The organism is Pelagibius sp., from assembly GCF_965249265.1.
In the GTDB taxonomy this organism is placed as follows: domain Bacteria; phylum Pseudomonadota; class Alphaproteobacteria; order Kiloniellales; family Kiloniellaceae; genus Pelagibius.
The window spans coordinates 3,341,463-3,360,108 of sequence record NZ_OZ252224.1 but is presented as its reverse complement, the minus strand read 5'-3'; the positions used below and the strand labels follow the sequence as shown (position 1 = coordinate 3,360,108).

The 18,646-nt window shown below is 64.0% G+C and carries 15 protein-coding genes; 5 read left to right on the top strand and 10 right to left on the bottom strand.

What is annotated here, in order from left to right; genetic code table 11:
- Nucleotides 1-12: 12 nt before the first annotated feature.
- Complete coding sequence (locus ACP146_RS16020; RefSeq protein ID WP_422367752.1) at nucleotides 13-342, bottom strand: hypothetical protein; 330 nt, start codon at nucleotides 340-342, stop codon at nucleotides 13-15.
- Nucleotides 343-608: 266 nt separating this feature from the next.
- Here ACP146_RS16020 and gabD point away from each other — a divergent pair, with 266 nt between their 5' ends.
- The gene (gene gabD / locus ACP146_RS16015) at nucleotides 609-2,096 is read left to right on the top strand and encodes an NADP-dependent succinate-semialdehyde dehydrogenase (protein ID WP_422367751.1); all 1,488 of its coding nucleotides are present in this window, start codon (nucleotides 609-611) and stop codon (nucleotides 2,094-2,096) included.
- Between the two features lie 167 nt (nucleotides 2,097-2,263).
- On the opposite strand, the gene ACP146_RS16010 is transcribed toward gabD, so the two are convergent.
- Both ACP146_RS16010 and ACP146_RS16005 read right to left on the bottom strand, forming a co-directional pair.
- Nucleotides 2,264-3,619 (bottom strand): IS4 family transposase, encoded by a 1,356-nt coding sequence (locus ACP146_RS16010; RefSeq protein WP_422364713.1) that lies wholly within the window; start codon nucleotides 3,617-3,619, stop codon nucleotides 2,264-2,266.
- A 127-nt stretch (nucleotides 3,620-3,746) separates the two neighbouring features.
- The gene (locus ACP146_RS16005) at nucleotides 3,747-4,979 is read right to left on the bottom strand and encodes a class I SAM-dependent methyltransferase (protein WP_422367750.1); all 1,233 of its coding nucleotides are present in this window, start codon (nucleotides 4,977-4,979) and stop codon (nucleotides 3,747-3,749) included.
- A 250-nt stretch (nucleotides 4,980-5,229) separates the two neighbouring features.
- On the opposite strand from ACP146_RS16005, the gene gor reads away from it, so the two are divergent.
- Together gor and ACP146_RS15995 are read left to right on the top strand one after the other, a co-directional pair.
- Nucleotides 5,230-6,606: a glutathione-disulfide reductase gene (gene gor, locus ACP146_RS16000; RefSeq protein WP_422367749.1), complete on the top strand. Its 1,377-nt coding sequence runs from the start codon at nucleotides 5,230-5,232 to the stop codon at nucleotides 6,604-6,606.
- Nucleotides 6,607-6,618: 12 nt separating this feature from the next.
- Nucleotides 6,619-7,185 carry a suppressor of fused domain protein gene (locus ACP146_RS15995; RefSeq protein ID WP_422367748.1) on the top strand — a complete coding sequence of 189 codons (567 nt, stop codon included), beginning with the start codon at nucleotides 6,619-6,621 and terminating at the stop codon, nucleotides 7,183-7,185.
- Between the two features lie 348 nt (nucleotides 7,186-7,533).
- On the opposite strand, the gene cysS is transcribed toward ACP146_RS15995, so the two are convergent.
- The gene (cysS, locus tag ACP146_RS15990; RefSeq protein WP_422367747.1) at nucleotides 7,534-8,922 is read right to left on the bottom strand and encodes a cysteine--tRNA ligase; all 1,389 of its coding nucleotides are present in this window, start codon (nucleotides 8,920-8,922) and stop codon (nucleotides 7,534-7,536) included.
- 215 nt (nucleotides 8,923-9,137) lie between these two features.
- Nucleotides 9,138-10,460, bottom strand: a complete 1,323-nt coding sequence (gene gltX, locus ACP146_RS15985) for a glutamate--tRNA ligase (RefSeq protein ID WP_422367746.1) — start codon at nucleotides 10,458-10,460, stop codon at nucleotides 9,138-9,140.
- 348 nt (nucleotides 10,461-10,808) lie between these two features.
- On the opposite strand from gltX, the gene ACP146_RS15980 reads away from it, so the two are divergent.
- Nucleotides 10,809-12,314, top strand: a complete 1,506-nt coding sequence (locus ACP146_RS15980; protein WP_422367745.1) for a methyl-accepting chemotaxis protein — start codon at nucleotides 10,809-10,811, stop codon at nucleotides 12,312-12,314.
- 25 nt (nucleotides 12,315-12,339) lie between these two features.
- On the opposite strand, the gene ACP146_RS15975 is transcribed toward ACP146_RS15980, so the two are convergent.
- From ACP146_RS15975 to ACP146_RS15960, 4 genes are all read right to left on the bottom strand, one after another.
- The gene (locus ACP146_RS15975; RefSeq protein WP_422367744.1) at nucleotides 12,340-14,064 is read right to left on the bottom strand and encodes an NAD+ synthase; all 1,725 of its coding nucleotides are present in this window, start codon (nucleotides 14,062-14,064) and stop codon (nucleotides 12,340-12,342) included.
- A 9-nt stretch (nucleotides 14,065-14,073) separates the two neighbouring features.
- Nucleotides 14,074-14,547 (bottom strand): SufE family protein, encoded by a 474-nt coding sequence (locus tag ACP146_RS15970; protein WP_422367743.1) that lies wholly within the window; start codon nucleotides 14,545-14,547, stop codon nucleotides 14,074-14,076.
- A gap of 80 nt (nucleotides 14,548-14,627) precedes the next feature.
- Entirely contained in the window at nucleotides 14,628-15,740 is a 1,113-nt protein-coding gene (locus ACP146_RS15965) for a nicotinate phosphoribosyltransferase (protein WP_422369662.1), read from the bottom strand.
- A gap of 200 nt (nucleotides 15,741-15,940) precedes the next feature.
- Entirely contained in the window at nucleotides 15,941-17,347 is a 1,407-nt protein-coding gene (locus tag ACP146_RS15960) for a class II 3-deoxy-7-phosphoheptulonate synthase (protein WP_422367742.1), read from the bottom strand.
- Nucleotides 17,348-17,525: 178 nt separating this feature from the next.
- Between ACP146_RS15960 and ACP146_RS15955 the strand changes: the two genes are divergently transcribed.
- A complete protein-coding gene (locus ACP146_RS15955; protein ID WP_422367741.1) occupies nucleotides 17,526-17,885 on the top strand; it encodes a GFA family protein in 360 nt (119 codons plus the stop codon).
- A gap of 6 nt (nucleotides 17,886-17,891) precedes the next feature.
- On the opposite strand, the gene ACP146_RS15950 is transcribed toward ACP146_RS15955, so the two are convergent.
- The gene (locus tag ACP146_RS15950; RefSeq protein ID WP_422367740.1) at nucleotides 17,892-18,623 is read right to left on the bottom strand and encodes an SIMPL domain-containing protein; all 732 of its coding nucleotides are present in this window, start codon (nucleotides 18,621-18,623) and stop codon (nucleotides 17,892-17,894) included.
- Between the last annotated feature and the right edge of the window lie 23 nt (nucleotides 18,624-18,646).

Genomic DNA, 18,646 nt, shown 5'->3' with positions numbered 1-18,646 from the left:
TTTAAGGGGAACTCAGTAGTTTGACAAGCCCTGGACGCTGCAATCCCCGCGGGTGTAGGCCTGTTTGACGAAGCAGCCTTTGGTCATGTTGATGACCAGGTAGCCGCTACAGGAATTCAACCTGATCCAGGCATCGACGCCAAAGATATCGGGGCCGAAATCGTCGGAGATGTTGGTTCGCTCGATGATGCGAAGGCTCTTTACCTCGCCTTCTGCCAGCGGCAGCTCTTCGAGATAGTCGACGACTTCCTTGTGGCAGCGCTCGGAAGCCTGCGCCGGCAGGGCCGAGAGCAGCAGCACCGCCAGGCCGGCGGACAGGCCGGCGCGGACAGGCTGGCCCATCGGCGCCGGAAACCGGGGCCTCTTGGGTTCCGACTCAGACTGTCCTGGTTCTCTGTGCTTCATGGTCTCATTCTCTCCGCTCTGGCGGGAAACGCTTTGGTCTCTGTCATTCTTCCACGGACCGCCGGGGGCGGGTTTCCCGGGACCGCCGGGCAAATCTGCCCTGCGTGTCCGGCAATTGTCCTTTCCTCTGACAGGTCTATACTCCGCCTCAAGATCTGACAATGCCGGGGACGACACCCCGGTCGACAGGAGGACTCCCCAAGATGACCGCGCAGACCCAACCCCTTGGCGCCGCCGCGCCGCGGCTTTCCGACCCCAGCCTGTTCCGGGAGCAGTGCTATATCGACGGCCAGTGGGCCGATGCCGATAGCGGCGCGGCGATCGAAGTAACCAACCCCGCCAACGGCGACGTGCTCGGGACCGTGCCCAAGATGGGGGCGGCCGAGACCCGCCGGGCCATCGAGGCGGCGGAGAAGGCCTGGCCGGCCTGGAGCGGTCTCCTGGCCAAGGAACGCGGTGCCATCCTCAGAAAGTGGTTCGATCTGATCCTGGAGAACCAGGAGGACCTGGCCCAACTCATGACCCTGGAGCAGGGCAAGCCCTTGGCGGAATCCCGGGGCGAGGTGGTCTATGGGGCCAGTTTCATCGAGTGGTTCGCCGAGGAGGCCAAGCGCGTCTATGGCGACACGATTCCGCAGCATCAGGCCGACAAGCGCATCGTCGTGATCAAACAGTCGGTCGGCGTCGTCGCGGCGATCACGCCGTGGAACTTCCCCAATGCCATGATCACCCGTAAATGCGCGCCGGCCCTGGCGGCGGGCTGCCCGGTGGTGATCAAGCCGGCGGCGCAGACCCCCTATTCGGCACTGGCACTGGCGGAGCTGGCTGAACGCGCCGGTATTCCAGCCGGCATCGTCAACATCGTCACCGGTTCGGCCAAAGAGATCGGCGGTGAGATGACGTCCAGCCCGATCGTGCGCAAGCTCTCCTTCACCGGTTCGACCGAGGTCGGCAAACTGCTGATGCAGCAGTGCGCCTCGACGGTGAAGAAAGTCTCCATGGAGCTGGGCGGCAACGCGCCCTTTATCGTCTTCGACGATGCCGATCTGGATGCGGCGGTCGAGGGGGCGATGATCTCCAAGTTCCGCAATACCGGCCAGACCTGCGTCTGCGCCAACCGCATCTTTGTGCAGGAAGGCGTCTATGACGCTTTCGCCGCCAAGCTGACCGAAGCCGTGAAGCAGTTGAAGGTCGGTCCGGGCCAGGAAGAGGGTGTTGGCCAGGGCCCGCTGATCGACACCGCGGCTTTGGAGAAGGTCGAGGAGCACGTCGCCGATGCGGCCGGGAAGGGCGCCAAGGTGGTGCTCGGCGGCGCCCGGCACGAGCGCGGCGGCACTTTTTACCAGCCGACCGTGCTGACCGAGGTCACGACCGACATGAAGGTGACGCGGGAAGAAACCTTCGGCCCGGTCGCACCGCTGTTCCGCTTCAAGACGGAGGAGGAGGGCATCGCGCTCGCCAACGATACGGAGTTCGGGCTGGCAGCCTATTTCTACGCCCGCGACCTGGGCCGCGTCTGGCGCGTCGGCGAAGCCCTGGAAAGCGGCATGGTCGGCATCAACACGGGCCTCATCTCAACCGAAGTGGCGCCCTTCGGTGGGGTCAAGGAATCCGGCATCGGCCGCGAGGGCTCCAAGTACGGTATCGAGGAGTTCCTGGAGACCAAATACCTCTGCATGGGCGGAGTGTAAGCGGCGCGCAGCGCTTCCCCCTCATCTAAGAGGACCATCCGGCACGATTCTCACTGCCGGTTCCCCCTCACCCTCCCGCTACGCGGGCCCCTCCCTCTCCCACGAAGGGGAGAGGGATCTGTAGAGTCCCTTTTTGTTTCTCCCTCTCCCCTGGTGGGCTATGGGATTCACACATTTTCGATGTTTGTTGCGAGTGCGAATCCGGTGAGTTGTGCTGCGAGGGTTTGCCAACCGGTTTTCATGGTCTTTGGTCCGGGCGGTTTGTAGTAGCAGTTCCATCCGCCGAGGCGGGCGCAGACCCAGGCGAGGAACGCGAGGCTGTCGGCTGGATGCGGATTTTTCTGGCGCTCGGTGTTGCCTTCGAGCGTCTTGGAGATCGCCTGGAGTGCGGGCAGAAAGCCGGCGTCGAGGGCGTCCGTCGCCGGTCGGCGCGAGCCGTCGCGGGCATCGACCAGTTGCATGATGCGGGCCGCGGCGCCGAGCGCCATGGCGGCGAACTTCATCAGCCGCCCGGCATCGTGCATCTGGGTTTCGTCGAAGCGCAGGCCGTCGCTCTTGCAGGTTCGGAACAGCTGCTCGATGCGCCAGCGCAGGCGGTAGAGCTGAACCGCACGCTGCGGCGCGATGTCCGCCGACGACAGCAGACGCCAGTGCAGCGCCGCCTTGCCCGCCGGCGGATCGGGCTCGCGCGCTTCGACGACGGTCATCTCGACCATCTCTGCGGCATGCGCCTTCTTCAGCCTCGAGGGGCGGACGATCCGCACACGGCGTGCCCGCAGTTCCACCGTGGCCTCGCGGCCCTTGTCGCCCGGCCCACGCGGGCCGACCTTCACGACAGACCGGCCTTGCGCAGGTTCCGCCGCCAGTGCCTCGAACAGGCGGCGGCCATCCGCCCCGTCTGCTTCGTTCTCCCCGTCCGCCAAGCCACGGTCGTGGCGCGCCCGCACCACAAGCTCCACGCCCTCGGGCTTGCCGGCAAACAGCGTGTAGACGTCGCTTTCCCGGTCGGCCACCACGGTTACGCTGGCGGCGCCGGCCAAACCCTCGCCGGCGCAGCGCGCCCCGGACAGCCAGCGACCGCTCTCCTTGTCCGAAGGCGCACGCCGCCGACGATCGCCCGCCTTGACCGGCGGCCGGGTCCAGATCTCGGCCCCCACAAGGCCAAGCACCGCCTCGTCCTCGGCGTCCACCGCAAGCAGCGGGTGCAGGAAAAAGGCCGGGCTCGTGCCATCCGCCCCGCATCCAAAACCCCGGCGGTTGGCCGCGCGGTTCTTGAAGTTGATCTCGCTCGTATCCTGGATGCAGATCACATGCCGACCCGCGCACACCGCCGCCGTCCGGGCCGCAAGGCCGGACAGGATCGCCGCAACGCTGGAATGCGGCGAAGACAAAAACCGGTGGCACGCCATCTCACCAGCCCGGTCACCACCAACCTTGCGCAATACGCAACTGCCGCTCGACACCAACTGGTCCATCATCCATTCCGACCGACCCGCAACACGCACGTCTCCAAACCCAGCCATCCAGATCCCCCAAAAAACCTGGATTGCTTGAATCACATCATCGCCTCAAAGAGAAGCAATTCCGTGAATGCCGTAGCCCATCAAGGGAGAGGGCCGGGGTGAGGGGGCTTTTGGTTCCGCTCGGACCCTACTCCGCCGCCTGGCTGGCCGCGCCGGCGCGGTCGTGCTCCCACTCATAGATGTAATCGCGGGTCTGCGGCACGGCGGTCGGGCTCTTGGTGATCTGAATCTGGAAGACCATCAGGCCCTGGTGGCGGAAGCCCATCTCGCAGCCCACCAGATAAGCCTCCCACATCCTGCAGAAGCGCTCGTCATAGAGTTCGGCGATCTTGTCCCGGTTGGCCTGGAAGCGTTCCTCCCAATGGCGCAGGGTTTCCGCGTAGTGCAGCCGCAGCACCTCCACATCGGTCACCGTCAGCATGCAGTCCTCGATGACCGGCAGGACTTCGCCCAGAGTCGGCACGTCGGTGCCGGGGAAGATGTACTTGCGGATGAAGGGATTCACCGGGCCCGGATCGTTCACCCGTCCGACCGAATGCAGCACGAAGACGCCGTCGTCGCTCAGCAGGTCGCTGACCTTCTGGAAGAACTCGCGGTAGTTCTTTTTGCCGACATGTTCGAACATGCCGACAGAGACAATGCGGTCGTAGCGGTCCTGGTCTTCGCGGTAGTCGCGCAGATGGAACTTCACCCGGTCGTCCAGACCGGCTTTCTTCGCCCGCGCCTGGCTCACCTTGTGCTGCTCGGTGCTGAGGGTGACGCCGGTGACGTCGCAGTCACCCGTGCGCGCCATGTAGAGGCCGAGCCCGCCCCAGCCGGAACCGATGTCGAGCAGCTTCAGGCCCGGCTTGTTCAGGTAGAGCTTGGCGGCGAGGTGCAGCTTCTTGTCGGCCTGGGCCTGTTCCAGACTTTCATCACCGTTGCGGAAGTAGGCGCAGGAATACTGGCGGTCGGCATCGAGGAAAAGATCGTAGAGTTCGCCGGAGAGGTCGTAGTGGTGGGCGACGTTCTGCTGGGCTTTGCCGATCGGGTTGTACTGTTTCAGATGCCGGGTGTGGCGGGCCAGGGCGAAGCCCAGCGAGACCAGCCTGTTGTTCTCCAGGACATGATAGTTGCGCGCCAGCATCTCGATGAAGCCGCGCAGGTTGCCTTCCTCCACCGTGATCTCGCCGTCCATGTAGGCCTCGGCCAGATAGAGCGGTGGATTGAGAACGAGCTTGTATTCAAGGCTGCGGTTATTGAGGCGCAGGGTGCAGCGCTGGCCACTGCCGTCGCCGCAGTCGTAGGTCCGTCCCGCAGCATCGATCAGGCGCAGGTTGCCTTGCTCGACGACCTTCTGCATCAGCTTTTGGAACAACATGGTTCAACTCCGGATATCCGTCCCTGTGTGGTGGTTTTGTGTCCCCACTGTTTCATTTGTTGCTTTTGTTACATTATCTTGGCGCGGTGTGATAAATCGCGCAACTCTTTGAGATTCTAAGCATCTAAGCATTCAGCGTAGCTTCCGGCGCCGCCCCGGGGCCGGCGAGCCTTGCGGCTCCAGGGGGCTCTGCCTAGATTGGCGCCTGACCAAGCCGAGCCCTATGCCTGGGCCTTTCGAAGGACAAAAAATGGCCGGATATGACTATGACCTTTTCGTTATCGGTGGCGGATCGGGCGGAGTCCGGGGCGCCCGTATGGCGGCTGCAACCGGTGCGCGCGTTGCCATAGCGGAATCCTACCGATACGGCGGTACCTGCGTCATCCGCGGCTGCGTTCCGAAGAAACTGCTGTCCTACGCCAGCCATTTTCACGAGGACTTCGAGGATGCCGCGGGCTTTGGCTGGACCGTGGCGCCGGCCAGTTTCGACTGGGCCACGTTGATCGCCAACAAGGACAAGGAAATCGACCGGCTGGAAGGCATCTACAAAAAGCTGCTCAACACAGCGGGGGTCGAAATCTACCAGGGCCATGCCCGCCTGCTGGATGCCCACCGCATCGAGGTCGGCGAAGAGGTGTTCTCCGCCGAGACGATCCTGATCGCCACCGGCGGCACGCCGACCTTTCCCATGGAGCCGGGCTGGGAGCACGGCATCTCCTCCAACGAAGCCTTTCATCTGACCGAACTGCCCGAGCGGGTGGTGATCGCCGGCGGCGGCTATATCGCGGTGGAGTTCGCCGGCATCTTCAACGGCCTCGGCAGCAAGGTGACGCAGATGTACCGCGGCCCGCAGATCCTGCGCGGCTTCGACGACGACGTGCGCAACACCCTGGCCGGGGAGATGGTGAAGAAGGGCATCGACATCATCGTCGAGACCATTATCGACCGGGTCGAGAAGCGGGAGAAGGATCTGCTGCTGCACCTCTCCGACGGCTCGACCCTGGAGACCGACCTGCTGATGGCGGCAACCGGCCGCAAGCCGAACGTGGAGAATCTCGGTCTCGAGGTTGCAGGTGTCGAACTGAACGCGCGCGGGGCCATCAAGGTCGATGCCTATTCGCGCACCACGGCGGACAACATCTACGCCGTCGGCGACGTCACCGACCGCATCGCCCTGACGCCGGTGGCGATCCAGGAGGCCATGGCCTTCGTCGACACGGTCTATCGCGGCACGCCGCGCGCCATGGATCACGCCGACGTGCCCTCCGCCGTCTTCAGCCATCCGCCGGTCTGCACGGTCGGGCTGACCGAGGTTCAGGCAAGGGAGAATTACGGCGCCCTTGATCTCTACCGCTCCACCTTCAAGCCGATGAAGCACACGCTCTCCGGCCGCGACGAAAAGACCATGATGAAGCTGATCGTCGAGCGTGCCGGGCAGAAGGTGGTCGGGGTCCACATGGTCGGCCTCGATGCCCCGGAGATCGTCCAGGGCATGGCCGTCGCCATCAAGGCCGGCGCCACCAAGCAGCACTTCGACGCCACCGTCGGCATCCACCCCACGGCGGCGGAGGAATTCGTCACCATGCGCGAACCGCTGCCCGAACCGGAAGCGCAGGCGGCGGAGTAGGGACGGGGGCTGGTGATAGCACAAGACCGTACGGCAAGAATTCTCAAACACTACGAGGACTACTTTGGTGGCCACCGGACAAAGATGGAACGGTGGGAACAGGGGCCAATCAATGCTGTGGTTCCTGGTTTTGAAGTGTTTTGCGCAGAGCCGGGGCCCGTCATCGGTCTTTGGACCTACTGCTCAATCGGCGCGAGTCGACTTTGGCATGATCAGTCAGGGTTGATGGAATTTGTCATTCATGCACAAGACTACAGTATTCGCATTGTCGAGCTTCTGGCGATGACTACCCACTATCATGCAAGGCATGACCTTGGCTTCGGCCATACCCTGCCAATTGGGGAGCCTTGGCTGCCCGGTTCCTACTGCGACTATTGGTTGGTCTCGAAGCCTTATCCTTTAGGGCCTGAGTTCGAGATCTGCAGCTTGGGTGATACTCACGCTCATGTTGCGTGGATGTTGCCTATCACCGAATGCGAACGAAACTATGGAGCCGACCACGGATTGGAAGCGCTCGAGCAGAAGTTCGAAGATGCCGGCTTGAAGTACTGGGAGGTTGGTCGCGAATCAGTCGTCTAGAGTTGGGAGTTTTGTTCGCCAAGAGGTTTTAATCGGGACCATTGCCACCAGCCATTCCCCTTCACCCAGCTTCGCCCAGGTTCGATCTGCGATCGTACCAAGGCTGCGCAACCCTCTCCCACAAGGGGAGAGGGTCTTTCGTTTGCGGTTCGTTGTTTTTCCTCTCCCCTTTCGTGGGAGAGGGAGGGGCCCGCGTGAGCGGGAGGGTGAGGGGCTATTGTTGTCAGAGTGTGTCGCTGTTCGCCCTTCGAGACGGCGCTGAAGCGCCTCCTCAGGGTGAGAGTCTTACCTCGGTCCCCTCATCCTGAGGAGCTTGCGGAGCAAGCGTCTCGAAGGATGACAGCCGCCTCAATCCCCCCGTTTCCAGGTGGTGCCGGCGGGGCCGTCTTCCAGGATGATGCCCTTGGCCTGCAGGTCGTCGCGGATGCGGTCTGACTCGGCGAAGTCCTTGGCCTTGCGGGCTTCGACGCGGGCGGCGATCAGCGCTTCGATCTCCTCGGCGGAGAGACCGCCCTCCGCCGTGTCGCCCTTGAACCAGGCTTCCGGGTCCTCCCACAGCAGGCCGAGCAGTTCGCCGCCGGCCAGCAATGCACCGGCCAGGGCCGCGCGGTCGCCTTCGTCGGTTGCCTTGTTCAGATTGCCCGCCACCTCATGCAGCGCCGCCACGGCCAAGGGCGTGTTGAGGTCGTCGGCCAGGGCGTCGAGCAGTTTGGCCGGGGGATGCTCGGCGCTCGCCTTCACGCCGCGCAACGCACCGTAGAGGCGGTCGAGCTGGCCTTTGCACTCGGCGATCTTGTCGCGGGTGATATCCAAGGGGGCGCGGTAGTGGCCGGAGAGCAGGGCGAGACGGATCGCCTCGCCGCGCAAACCCTCGTCCAGCAACTGGCGGACGGTGAAGAAGTTGCCGAGAGACTTGGACATCTTCTCGCCGTTCACCACGACATAGCCGTTGTGCATCCAGAATCGGGCCATCAGTTCGGTGCCGTGAGCGCAGCGGCTCTGGGCGATCTCGTTCTCGTGGTGCGGAAAGGTCAGATCGAGACCGCCGCCGTGAATATCGAAGGTCTGGCCGAGATGTTTTTCGGCCATGGCCGAGCACTCGATGTGCCAGCCCGGACGGCCGCGGCCCCAGGGGCTTTCCCAACCGGGCTGCTCCGGCGTGCTGGGCTTCCACAAAACGAAGTCGGCGGGGTCTTTCTTGTAGGGTGCGACCTCGACCCGGGCACCGGCGATGATCTCGTCGCGGTTATGGCGTGAGAGCTGTCCGTAGTCCGCCATCGAGGCAACGGCAAAGAGGACGTGGCCCTCAGCGGCATAGGCGTGACCCTTCTCGACCAGGGTCTCCATCATCGCGATCATCTGGCCGATGTGTTCGGTCGCGCGGGGCTGCACCGTGGGGTTGAGGGCGCCGAGCGCCGCCATATCGTCCTGATAGGCCTTTGTCGTGCGCGTGGTGATCGCCTCGATCGGCTCGCCGCTTTTGTCGGCGGCCTCGATGATCTTGTCTTCGACATCGGTGATGTTGCGCGCATAGGTCACCTGCTCGGCGCCATAGATGTGGCGCAGCAGGCGGAACAGGACGTCGAAGACCACCACCGGGCGGGCGTTGCCGATATGGGCGAAGTCGTAGACCGTCGGTCCGCAGACGTACATGCGCACGTTGTTCGGGTCGAGGGGCTCGAAACGCTCCTTACGGCGCGTCAGCGTGTTGTGAAGCTGCAGGTCGGCTTTGGACATTGGGAACTCACATCCGGGTCATCTTGGGGCGGGGCCCGTCGCGCGGGCCGCAGGCGAAGGGGCTGCCTCAGGCCGTAAAGGCCGGACAGTCGCAACATCGCGCGCAAATGCGGAGGAGAGCCGGGTGCGTCATGCCCGGGACTTTACGCCTTGCGGCGCCCCGGTCAAGAGATCTTGGGGGATCAAGGGGGTCTTTTGGGGTGCAGGCCCGCACCCTAGGCCGCCTTGCCGGCCAGCCGCGCCTCGGCCCTTTCGCGTCCGATGAGGGGCAGCAGAGCCTTCAACTCCGGCCCGTGGTCGAGGCCGGTCAGCGCCTGGCGCAGCGGCAGGAACAGGGCTTTGCCCTTGTGTCCCGTTGCCTCCCTCACCGCGCCGGTCCAGGCCTGCCAGGTGGATTCATCCCAGGGCTCGGGCGGCAGCAGTTCCGCCGCCTGCCGTGTGAAGTCGGCATCGACGATCACCGGCGCCACCGGTCCGCGGCAGATGATCTGCCAGGTCTCGGCCTCGGCCAGACGGGTCAGGTTGGGGCGTACCGCCTCCCAGAGGGCGGCGTCGAAGCCGCCGGGCAGGCGATCGGCTACAGCCTCGTAAGGCGTGCCGTGCAGCAGCCGGGCGTTCAGGTGTTCGAGATCCTTGGGATCGAACTTCGGTGTCGCGCGCCCGAAGCGCGCGAGGTCGAAGCCCGAGACGAGTTCTTCCAGGCTCTGCAGCGGCTCTACCGGGTCCGGCGTGCCGAGGCGGGCCAGGTAGCAGTTGAGGCTCATGGCCTCCAGGCCCTCGTCGCGCAGAGAGGCGAGGGAGAGGGAGCCGAGGCGTTTGGACAGGGTTTCGCCGCCGGCCCCGGCGATCAGGGAGAGATGGCCGAAAGCCGGCACGGTACCGCCCAAAGCCGCGAAGAGTTGCACCTGCACCGCCGTGTTGGCGACATGGTCCTCGCCGCGCAGGATGTCGGTTACTTCCAGCTCCATGTCGTCGACCACCGAGGTCAGGGTGTAGAGCGGGCGGCCGTCCTCACGGATCAGCACCGGGTCGCTGAGGTTCTCCCCCTGGAAGGAAACCGGCCCGCGGACCCGGTCGAGCCAGGCGATCTCGCTGTGGTCCAGCTTGAAGCGCCAGTGGGGGCGGCGGCCTTCGGCCTCCAGGGCCGCTTTCTCGTCATCGCTGAGGGCGAGGGCGCCGCGGTCGTAGATCGGCGGGCGTCCGGCATTGAGCGCGACCTTGCGCTTCAGCCCCAGTTCCTCCGGGGTTTCGTAGCAGGCATAGAGCCGCCCGGCCTGTTTCAGGCGCTCCGCGGCAGCGCTGTAGCGCTCCAGGCGTTCCGACTGCACCGCCTTTTCGTCCCAGGTGAGGCCGAGCCAGGTCAGGTCCCGCTCGATAGCGGCGGCGTACTCGGGCGTCGAGCGTTCCGTATCCGTGTCGTCGATGCGCAGCACGAAGCGCCCGCCTTTGGCGCGGGCATAGAGCCAGTTGATCAGCGCCTGGCGCGTATTCCCGACGTGCAGCAGGCCGGTCGGGCTGGGGGCAAAACGAACTTTCATCAGGCGGTCGGTTTCTCAAGGCTGGCAAGACGGGGTGTAAAGGCGGCTTGGCGCCTTGTTATCACCGCTGCGCCGGCCAACAAAGACTGAATGTGCGTGGGAAGTCCGTCTGGCGGTCCAGCGGCAACACGCCGGGGCAAACACGCCTGGCCGGCCCCTTCCGATGCAGGGCGCCTGGGCTCCTCGATCGTAAGTCTTGCATGATTGATTTACATCAATAGAGAGTAAATATCGGCAGTTTGTTTACTTTATCCGGTCAGTATCACGGCGATTTTGTTGTAGGGGACAAAGTTATTATATTTTGATTATTTCAAATAATCAAAACAATCACAATAAAAGGAGATAGCTATGCGCGCCGCCTTCCAGCTACCCGGAGGTTCCCCTGCCGCCTTTGACCGCCGCACCCTGCAACAGATGGTCGACAGCCTGCCGGTTCCGGTTATGACCCTGGACTTGAGAGACTTCACCATCAACTACGCCAACGAAGCCTCCATCGAGGCTCTGCGCTCCATCGAAACCGTTCTCCCCGTTCCCGCGGAACACATCGTCGGCCAGTCCGTTGACATCTTTCACAAAGAACCGGCGCATCAGCGCCGCTTGCTCTCCGATCCGGCGAACCTGCCTTGGCAGACCCGGATCCAGGTGGGGGACGAGACCCTCGACCTGCGGGTAACGGCCATCACGGGACGCGGTGGCCGTTACATCGGGCCCATGCTTTCCTGGAAGATCATCACCGAGCAGGCGCGCAAGGAAAAGGAAGCGGGTCTTCTGATCGACATGATCGATCAGATGCCGATCAACGTGATGCTGGCCGACAAGGACAGTCTGGAAATCACCTACGTGAACAAGACCAGCGTCGATACGCTGCGCCCGTTGCAGTCTTTGCTGCCGGTACCCGTCGACGAACTGAAGGGAACCTGCATCGACGTCTTTCACAAGAACCCGCAGATGCAGCGCGACCTTCTGGCGGACCCTTCTCAGTTGCCGCACAACGCGAAGATCAAGGTCGGCGAGGACACGCTGGACTTGCGTATGTCCGCCGTGGCCGACGGCGAGGGCGCTTACATCGGGCCCATGGTGACATGGTCGCTCGCGACGGACAGGGTTCGTCTGGCCGACGACTTCGAAGCCAACATCAGTGGTGTGGTGGACACTGTGTCTTCGGCTTCGACCCAACTGCAAAGCAGCGCCGAATCGCTCACCGCCACGGCTGAGGAGACCAACAGCCAGGCCAACTCGGTTGCCACCGCTTCCGAAGAGCTGACCGCCTCGGCGCAGGAAATCTCGCGGCAGATCAGTCAGTGCACGACCATCGCCGGTAAAGCGGTCGATGAAGCCAAACGCTCCACCGAGCTGGTCAACGGCCTTTCGGAGGGCGCGCAGAAAATCGGCGACGTGGTCAATCTGATCCAGGAAATCGCCGAGCAGACCAATCTCCTGGCCCTGAACGCCACCATCGAGGCGGCCCGGGCCGGAGAGGCAGGTAAGGGCTTTGCCGTGGTCGCCAGCGAGGTGAAGGCTTTGGCCAATCAAACCGCGAAGGCGACGGAGGACATCGCCGCACAGGTCGCGCAGATCCAGACTTCGACCGATGGGGCTGTCGGCGCCATCAAGGTGATCACCGGAACCATCGGCGAAATCAGCGAAGTCACGACCGCGATTTCCGCCGCCGTCGAAGAGCAGCAGGCCGCCACCCAGGAGGTAACCGGCAACATCGGCGGCGTCTCCAGCGCCTCTTCCGAAACCGGCAATGCCGCCGGTCAGGTCCTTTCGGCTGCCGGCGAACTGAACAGACAGGCCGACGAGCTCAAGCAGCGTGTCGGCCTATTCCTCGGCGAGGTCAGAAAGCTCTGAGGGTAAAAGCTTTTGGGGGCCTGGCTCAGGCCGGGCCCTTGAAGGCGTTGGTGATCGGATAGCGGCGGTCGCGGCCGAAGGCGCGGCGGGTGATCTTCACCCCCGGGCAGGCTTGGCGGCGTTTGTATTCCGCGAGTTCCAGCATCCGCCAGATGCGGTTCACCAGGTCGCGGTCGTGGCCGCGCGCGACGATACCGTCGATGCTCGCCTCGTCCTCGATCAGCGCTTTCAGGATCTCGTCCAGCACGTCGTAGGGCGGCAGGCTGTCCTCGTCCTTCTGGTCGGGCTTCAGCTCCGCCGAGGGCGGCTTGGTGATGATCCGCTCCGGGATCACCCGGCCGGCCGGGCCGAGAGCGTCCGGCGGCAGCACCTGGTTGCGCCAGCGCGATAACGAAAAGACCAAGGTCTTGTAGACGTCCTTCAACACGTTGTAGCCGCCGACCATGTCGCCGTAGAGCGTGGCATAGCCGACCGAGACCTCTGACTTGTTGCCCGTCGAAAGCACCATGTAGCCGAGCTTGTTGGAGATCGCCATCAGGGTCAGGCCGCGCGAGCGGGCCTGAATGTTTTCTTCCGTTGTGTCGCCGGCCCCGTTGGCGGCCGCGAAGCCGTTCAGCATCGGCGTCAGCATCTCGCCGAAGGCCTGCATGGCCGGCTCGATGGAGACCGAGTCCAGTTTGATCCCCATCAGGTCGGCGGCCTCGGCGGCGTCGTCCAGGCTTTCCTGACTGGTGTAGGGCGAGGGCATCATAACGCAGTGCACCCGCTCCGGGCCCAGGGCATCGACAGCGATTGCCGCCGAAAGGGCGGAGTCTATGCCGCCGGACAGACCGAGAATGATCCCGGGAAAACGGTTCTTTTGCACGTAGTCGCGCAGTCCCAGCATCAAAGCCCGATAGACCGGCTCCATGCCCGCATCGGGTCCGCCGTCCAGGCTGCTGTCGGGGGCTTCGCGCAAACCTTCTTCACAACGCCATCCCTCGTCACCGCGCTGCCAATCGCTGACCGCCACCGCTTCGGCGAAGGCCGGCAGATGGATGGGCATGGAGTTGTCGCTGTTCAGGGCGAAGGAGGCGCCGTCGAAAACGAGTTCATCCTGGCCGCCGACTTGATTCACGTAGATGATCGGCAGGCCGGTTTCGCTGACCCGGCTGACCGCGAGCTGGATACGCTCTTCGGTCTTGTTCGCCTCGTAGGGCGAGCCGTTGATCACCATCAGGATCTCGGCCCCGGATTCTTCCAGGCACTCGCTTACCTCCGACGTCCACATGTCCTCGCAGACCATCAATCCCAGGCGCACGCCGCGGTAGTTTACCGGGCCGGGCAGGGGGCCGGCGCCGAAAACCCGTTTCTCGTCGAACACGCCGTAGTTGGGCAGGTCGTACTTGGAGCGCAGCGTGACGATTTCGCCGGCATCCAGAACATAGGCAGAGTTGAAGACCTTGCCGAAGAGCGGCGGCCTGGCTTCCGGATCCGGTCGGGAAGGGCCGCCGACGATCATACCTGGCCCGCCGTCCGCCGTGTCCTTGGCCAGTTCGGCAATGGCGTCTTCAGCGGCATCGAGAAACATCGGCTTCAGCACCAGGTCCTCGGTCGGATAGCCGGTGATCACCATCTCGGAAGCGACCACCAGATCAGCGCCTTTGGCGGCGGCTTCCTTGCGGGCCGCGCGCAGGCGCTCAAGATTCCCCGCAATGTCGCCCATCGTCGGGTTGATCTGCGCCAGGGCGATTTTCAGTCGGTCGGCCATAAGCGATACTTACTCCCGCGACGCCTCAGCGACAAGGCCCTCCGGACTCTGGCCGCTTTCCGGCCCAACCTCTTGCAGGGCAAGCTGGCGAATGCGTTCGACCATGGAAAACAGGCCGTTGGCCCGGTTGGGGCTGAGGTGTTCGGCCAATCCCAGTTCGCCGATGGCGTTCTTGATGTCGACGGCCAGGATCTCCTCCGGGCTCCGGTTGTCGTAGATCGACAGCAGAACGGCGATCAGTCCCTTGACGATGTGGGCGTCGCTGTCGGCGCGGAACTGCAGCCGTGGCGGCGTTCCGGGTAGCACTTCGTCGATGATCCAGACCTGGCTGGTGCAGCCGCGGACCTTGGTCTCCTCGGTCTTCAGGGCCTCGTCCATGGGGGGCAGCTTGCGCCCGAGGTCGATGAGATAGCGAAAGCGCTCGTCCCAATCGTCCAGGAAGGAGAAGTTGTCGATCACTTCGGCGATGCGGCTGTCTTGCATGGTTCTTCTGTAAAGATGGTGGCGGATCGGACCCTGCCCGGCGAAGCTTGCCGTTACGGGCGGTTTATGGGTGAGGCGGCCTATTTTCGCAACAGGAACTCGCGGCCGACCTTCACCCGCGAAACACCGTCGTACTCGACGATATCTGCCGTGGCGTAGGTCTCCGACCACTTACCGGGCAAGTAGGAGCCGGTGCCGATCACGTCGACCGGCGCCTTGGCCTCCGCCATCAGGCGGCATTTGGCGGGACTGAAGCCGGAGGAGGCGACGATCTTCACCTTGTCGAAGCCCTCGTTGTCCAGGCTCTCCCGCATACGCCAGATGGCTGCGGCGGAGACACCCGCGCCGACCAGATAGCGCAGTTCGTCATCGGTACGGTAGCCGCGCAGCACGCCGGGGACGTTGCGTTCGACCACGGCGTAGGATCCGGGCGGGTCGAGCCCTTCGATGAAGCGGCCGCCCGGCGTGTCGATGCGGATCGCGAGGCTGCCGTCTGCGGCGCGTCCGGGAAAGCGGCGGCAACAGGTGAGGGCGTCGGTCACCTCCCGCGCGAAGTAGTCGACCAGCACCGTCATCGGTTCGTCGGGAAAGGTCTCGTCGTACATCTCCGCCGCCCGCAGTGTGCTGCCGGCATAGCCGATGAAGGCATGGGGCATGGTGCCCATGCCGCGGTCCTGGCCGAAATAGTGGGCGGTCGCGTCTGTCGCATTGCCGATGAAGCCGACGGCCCCGGCCTTGCGGCGGGCCCGCTCCGAGCCAACCGAGGCGGCATAGGCCATCGCCTCGGCCATCTCCGCACCGGCGCAGTGCCGGGCGTCCATCGCCAGGAATGCCGCCTTGGGCAGCTCCGCGCACATGGTATAGGCGTTGTAGGCGGCGACGCAGGTCGGCCCCAGCTTTTGCAGCAGCAGGGTTTCCAGGTCGGCCAGGTGCAGCATCTGGCCGGTTACGTAGAACAGCGGTTCGCCGGCGCCGACCCACTTGCCCTCGGGGTAGCGCAGGTCGATCTCGAAACGGGTGTTTCGGCGCTCGGCGATCTGGTGCAGCCAGTCGATCGCCAAGCGCGGCGCCGAGATGACCGGACGGCGCATGAAGACGGCGTAGGTGACGGTGATGTCGCCGAACCGCTCCACCGCCTTGCGGGTGCGTTTGAAATAGACATCGGTCCAGGCGGCGATGTCGGCCTCATCCATCGGCCAGCGATCGATCCGTGTCGGCGAATCAGGAATACTGTTGCGGCTGGGACCTTCCGGCATTACCCAACTCCCTCAAGCGATTGCTTGTCCTGGAAAGCCTAGCCCAGCGGGCTGGCCAGGGCCAGCACCCCTGAGCTGCGGGCTGCCATGCGCCTGACGCGAAGCAGGCCAAAAGGTATCGGGAAGGCCCGAAAACCCTAGAAAATCGCCGCTACCTTGTCACCGCCGCTGCGGCCGTTCCCGTTTTGGCGGGCGACACGTTCGTCCTTCAGGGCTTCCGAGATCAGGAAGGCCAGTTCCAGCGACTGCTTGGCGTTGAGGCGCGGATCGCAATGCGTGTGATAGCGGTCGCCGAGGCGCTCGTCGCTGATCGCCTGGGCGCCACCGATGCACTCGGTCACGTCCTGGCCGGTCATCTCGAAATGGACACCGCCGGCGTAGCTGCCCTCGGCCCGATGCACGGCGAAGAAGTTCTTCACCTCCGCCAGGATGCGGTCGAAGGGCCGGGTCTTGTAGCCGCTGGAGGATTTGACCGTGTTGCCGTGCATGGGATCGCAGGACCAGACGACCTGCTTGCCTTCGCGCTGGACGGCGCGGATCAGGGCCGGAAGATGGTCGCCGACCTTGTCATGGCCCATACGGGCGATCAGGGTCAGGCGTCCGGCCTCGTTCTCCGGGTTCAGGGTATCGATCAGGCGGATCAATTCGTCCGGGTCCGTCGTCGGGCCGCACTTCATGCCGATGGGGTTCTGGATGCCGCGCATGAACTCGACATGGGCTTCGTCCGGATGCCGGGTGCGGTCGCCGATCCAGACCATGTGGGCCGAACAGTCGTACCACTGGCCGGTCAGGCTATCGACCCGGGTCAGTGCCTGTTCGTACCACAGCAGCAGGGCCTCGTGGCTGGTATAGAAATCGGTTTCGCGCAGTTTCGGCACTGTCTCCGGCGCGATGCCGCAGGCGCGCATGAAGGCGAGGGCCTCGTCGATGCGGCCGGCCAGTTCCTCATAACGCTGGGCCGGTGCGCCGTCGGAAACGAACTCCAGGTTCCACTGATGCACCTTGTGCAGGTCGGCGAAACCGCCCTGGGCGAAGGCGCGCAGCAGGTTGAGGGTCGCCGCCGCCTGGTTGTAGGCGCGCACAAGACGTTCCGGATCGGGGACCCGCTCGTCCGCGTCGAAATCGATGCCATTGATGATGTCGCCGCGATAGCTCGGCAGCTCAACGCCGTCGATCACCTCGGTCGGGGCGGAACGCGGCTTGGCGAACTGGCCGGCGAGGCGGCCGACCTTCACGATCGGGCAGCCGGCACCGAAGGTCAGCACCACTGCCATCTGCAGCATGACGCGGAAGGTGTCGCGGATGTTGTTGGGATGGAACTCGGCGAAGCTTTCCGCGCAGTCGCCACCCTGGAGAAGAAAGGCACGGCCTTCGGCCACTTCGCCGAGTTGTTGGCGCAGGCGCCGCGCTTCCCCGGCAAAAACCAGCGGCGGGTAGGCGGCAAGCTGCTGCTCGACACGCTCCAGCGCGGCTTTATCGGCATAATCCGGCACCTGCCGGATCGGCTTGTTGCGCCAGGACTCAGGCGTCCAGGTCGTGGCCATGGCGGACCTCTTCATTCCTCAGAAACTCTCGGACCGCCGGTTTTACGCGCCTTGACCCGGTTTTTCCACAGGAAAAGCCGCAATCTGATTAACCAAAATGCACCGTTAACCCTGGAGTCGCGCGGCGATGTTGGATATTGCTGGCAATCAGCGAAAATCAGGCGAAACGGAGATCGTCATGATTCGAGGAGCCTGCCACTGCGGCGCGGTCAGCTTCGTCTATCCGGACCGGCCGGATTGGCTGAACCGCTGCAACTGCTCATTTTGCCGGCGCGCCGGTGCGCTTTGGGCTTATGCCGAGACCGGGCGTATCACGCTGAATTTCAGTGAAGGTGCGACAATCCGCTACATCTGGGGCGATAAACTGCTCGCCTTTCATAGCTGCAAGACCTGCGGCTGCACGACCCACTGGGAAAACCTCACCCCGGGGCCGGAGGCCCGCATGGCGGTGAACTGCGCCATGGCAGAGCCAGCCGATATCGCCGATCTGCGCATCCGTCACTTCGATGGTGCAGACACCTGGGCCTTCGTGGACTGAGCCGCCTTAGTCCTGAAGGCTGAACTCGATTGTGGAGACCACCCGGACCGTCTTGTAGATCTGTTTGGCCTCGTTGGCGCCGGGGATCTGGTCGCGCGGCCGGATCACGAAAACACCCTGATTGGCGCGGCGGATACCGCCGACAGTGCTGCCGGAATCGGCGGCAAACTGTTCGGCGCCGGCGCGGGCATTCTTGGTCGCCTCGGCGATCATCGCCGGTTTCAAATCATTGAGGCCTGTGAAGATGTAGGTCGGTCCCGCGGCCCATTGGTTTTCGTCGGAGAGGACCAGCCCGGTGGCGACCAGTTCGCCGATGCGCTTGAAGGTGTCCGCAACCCGGTCCACATCGGCTGTCCGCAGAGCGACGGTCTGGGCGATGATGAAGCGGCTGTCGACCTCGCCCTGGCGATACTGCTGTGCCAGGCGGTCGACAACCTGAAGATCCCGGTTCTCGATCTCTTCGGCTTTGAAGTCGCTGTTGATCAGGAAGTCCCGCACCACCGCACTGTCCGCGGCGATCTTCTGCTGCACGGCTGTCAGGTCGTCGCCGGTGGCGACAAAGCGCAGCGCCCAGACTGCGAGGTCGGCCTTGGCTTCCTGCTCGGCGACACCTTTTACCGTGACATAGCGGTCGGCCTTGCGGCCCTCCAAAAAGCCCTCGCCGACGAACCAGCCGCTCACGGCGATGCCGATGGCCAGGCAGAGCCCGGTGGCGAGGATGAAAATGTTGTTCGGCATGGGGACCCCCTTATTGTCACCTC

Bases quoted from the DNA above. Each gene is read 5' to 3' on its own strand.
- ACP146_RS15975 (WP_422367744.1), bottom strand. From the start codon at position 14,064: ATGGCCGACCGACTGAAAATCGCCCTGGCGCAGATCAACCCGACGATG.
- ACP146_RS16010 (WP_422364713.1), bottom strand. From the start codon at position 3,619: ATGGCTGGGTTTGGAGACGTGCGTGTTGCGGGTCGGTCGGAATGGATG.
- ACP146_RS15950 (WP_422367740.1), bottom strand. From the start codon at position 18,623: ATGCCGAACAACATTTTCATCCTCGCCACCGGGCTCTGCCTGGCCATC.
- gltX (WP_422367746.1), bottom strand. From the start codon at position 10,460: ATGAAAGTTCGTTTTGCCCCCAGCCCGACCGGCCTGCTGCACGTCGGG.
- ACP146_RS15970 (WP_422367743.1), bottom strand. From the start codon at position 14,547: ATGCAAGACAGCCGCATCGCCGAAGTGATCGACAACTTCTCCTTCCTG.
- ACP146_RS15960 (WP_422367742.1), bottom strand. From the start codon at position 17,347: ATGGCCACGACCTGGACGCCTGAGTCCTGGCGCAACAAGCCGATCCGG.
- ACP146_RS16005 (WP_422367750.1), bottom strand. From the start codon at position 4,979: ATGTTGTTCCAAAAGCTGATGCAGAAGGTCGTCGAGCAAGGCAACCTG.
- ACP146_RS15955 (WP_422367741.1), top strand. From the start codon at position 17,526: ATGATTCGAGGAGCCTGCCACTGCGGCGCGGTCAGCTTCGTCTATCCG.
- gor (WP_422367749.1), top strand. From the start codon at position 5,230: ATGGCCGGATATGACTATGACCTTTTCGTTATCGGTGGCGGATCGGGC.
- ACP146_RS15980 (WP_422367745.1), top strand. From the start codon at position 10,809: ATGCGCGCCGCCTTCCAGCTACCCGGAGGTTCCCCTGCCGCCTTTGAC.
- ACP146_RS15965 (WP_422369662.1), bottom strand. From the start codon at position 15,740: ATGGATGAGGCCGACATCGCCGCCTGGACCGATGTCTATTTCAAACGC.
- cysS (WP_422367747.1), bottom strand. From the start codon at position 8,922: ATGTCCAAAGCCGACCTGCAGCTTCACAACACGCTGACGCGCCGTAAG.
- gabD (WP_422367751.1), top strand. From the start codon at position 609: ATGACCGCGCAGACCCAACCCCTTGGCGCCGCCGCGCCGCGGCTTTCC.
- ACP146_RS16020 (WP_422367752.1), bottom strand. From the start codon at position 342: ATGGGCCAGCCTGTCCGCGCCGGCCTGTCCGCCGGCCTGGCGGTGCTG.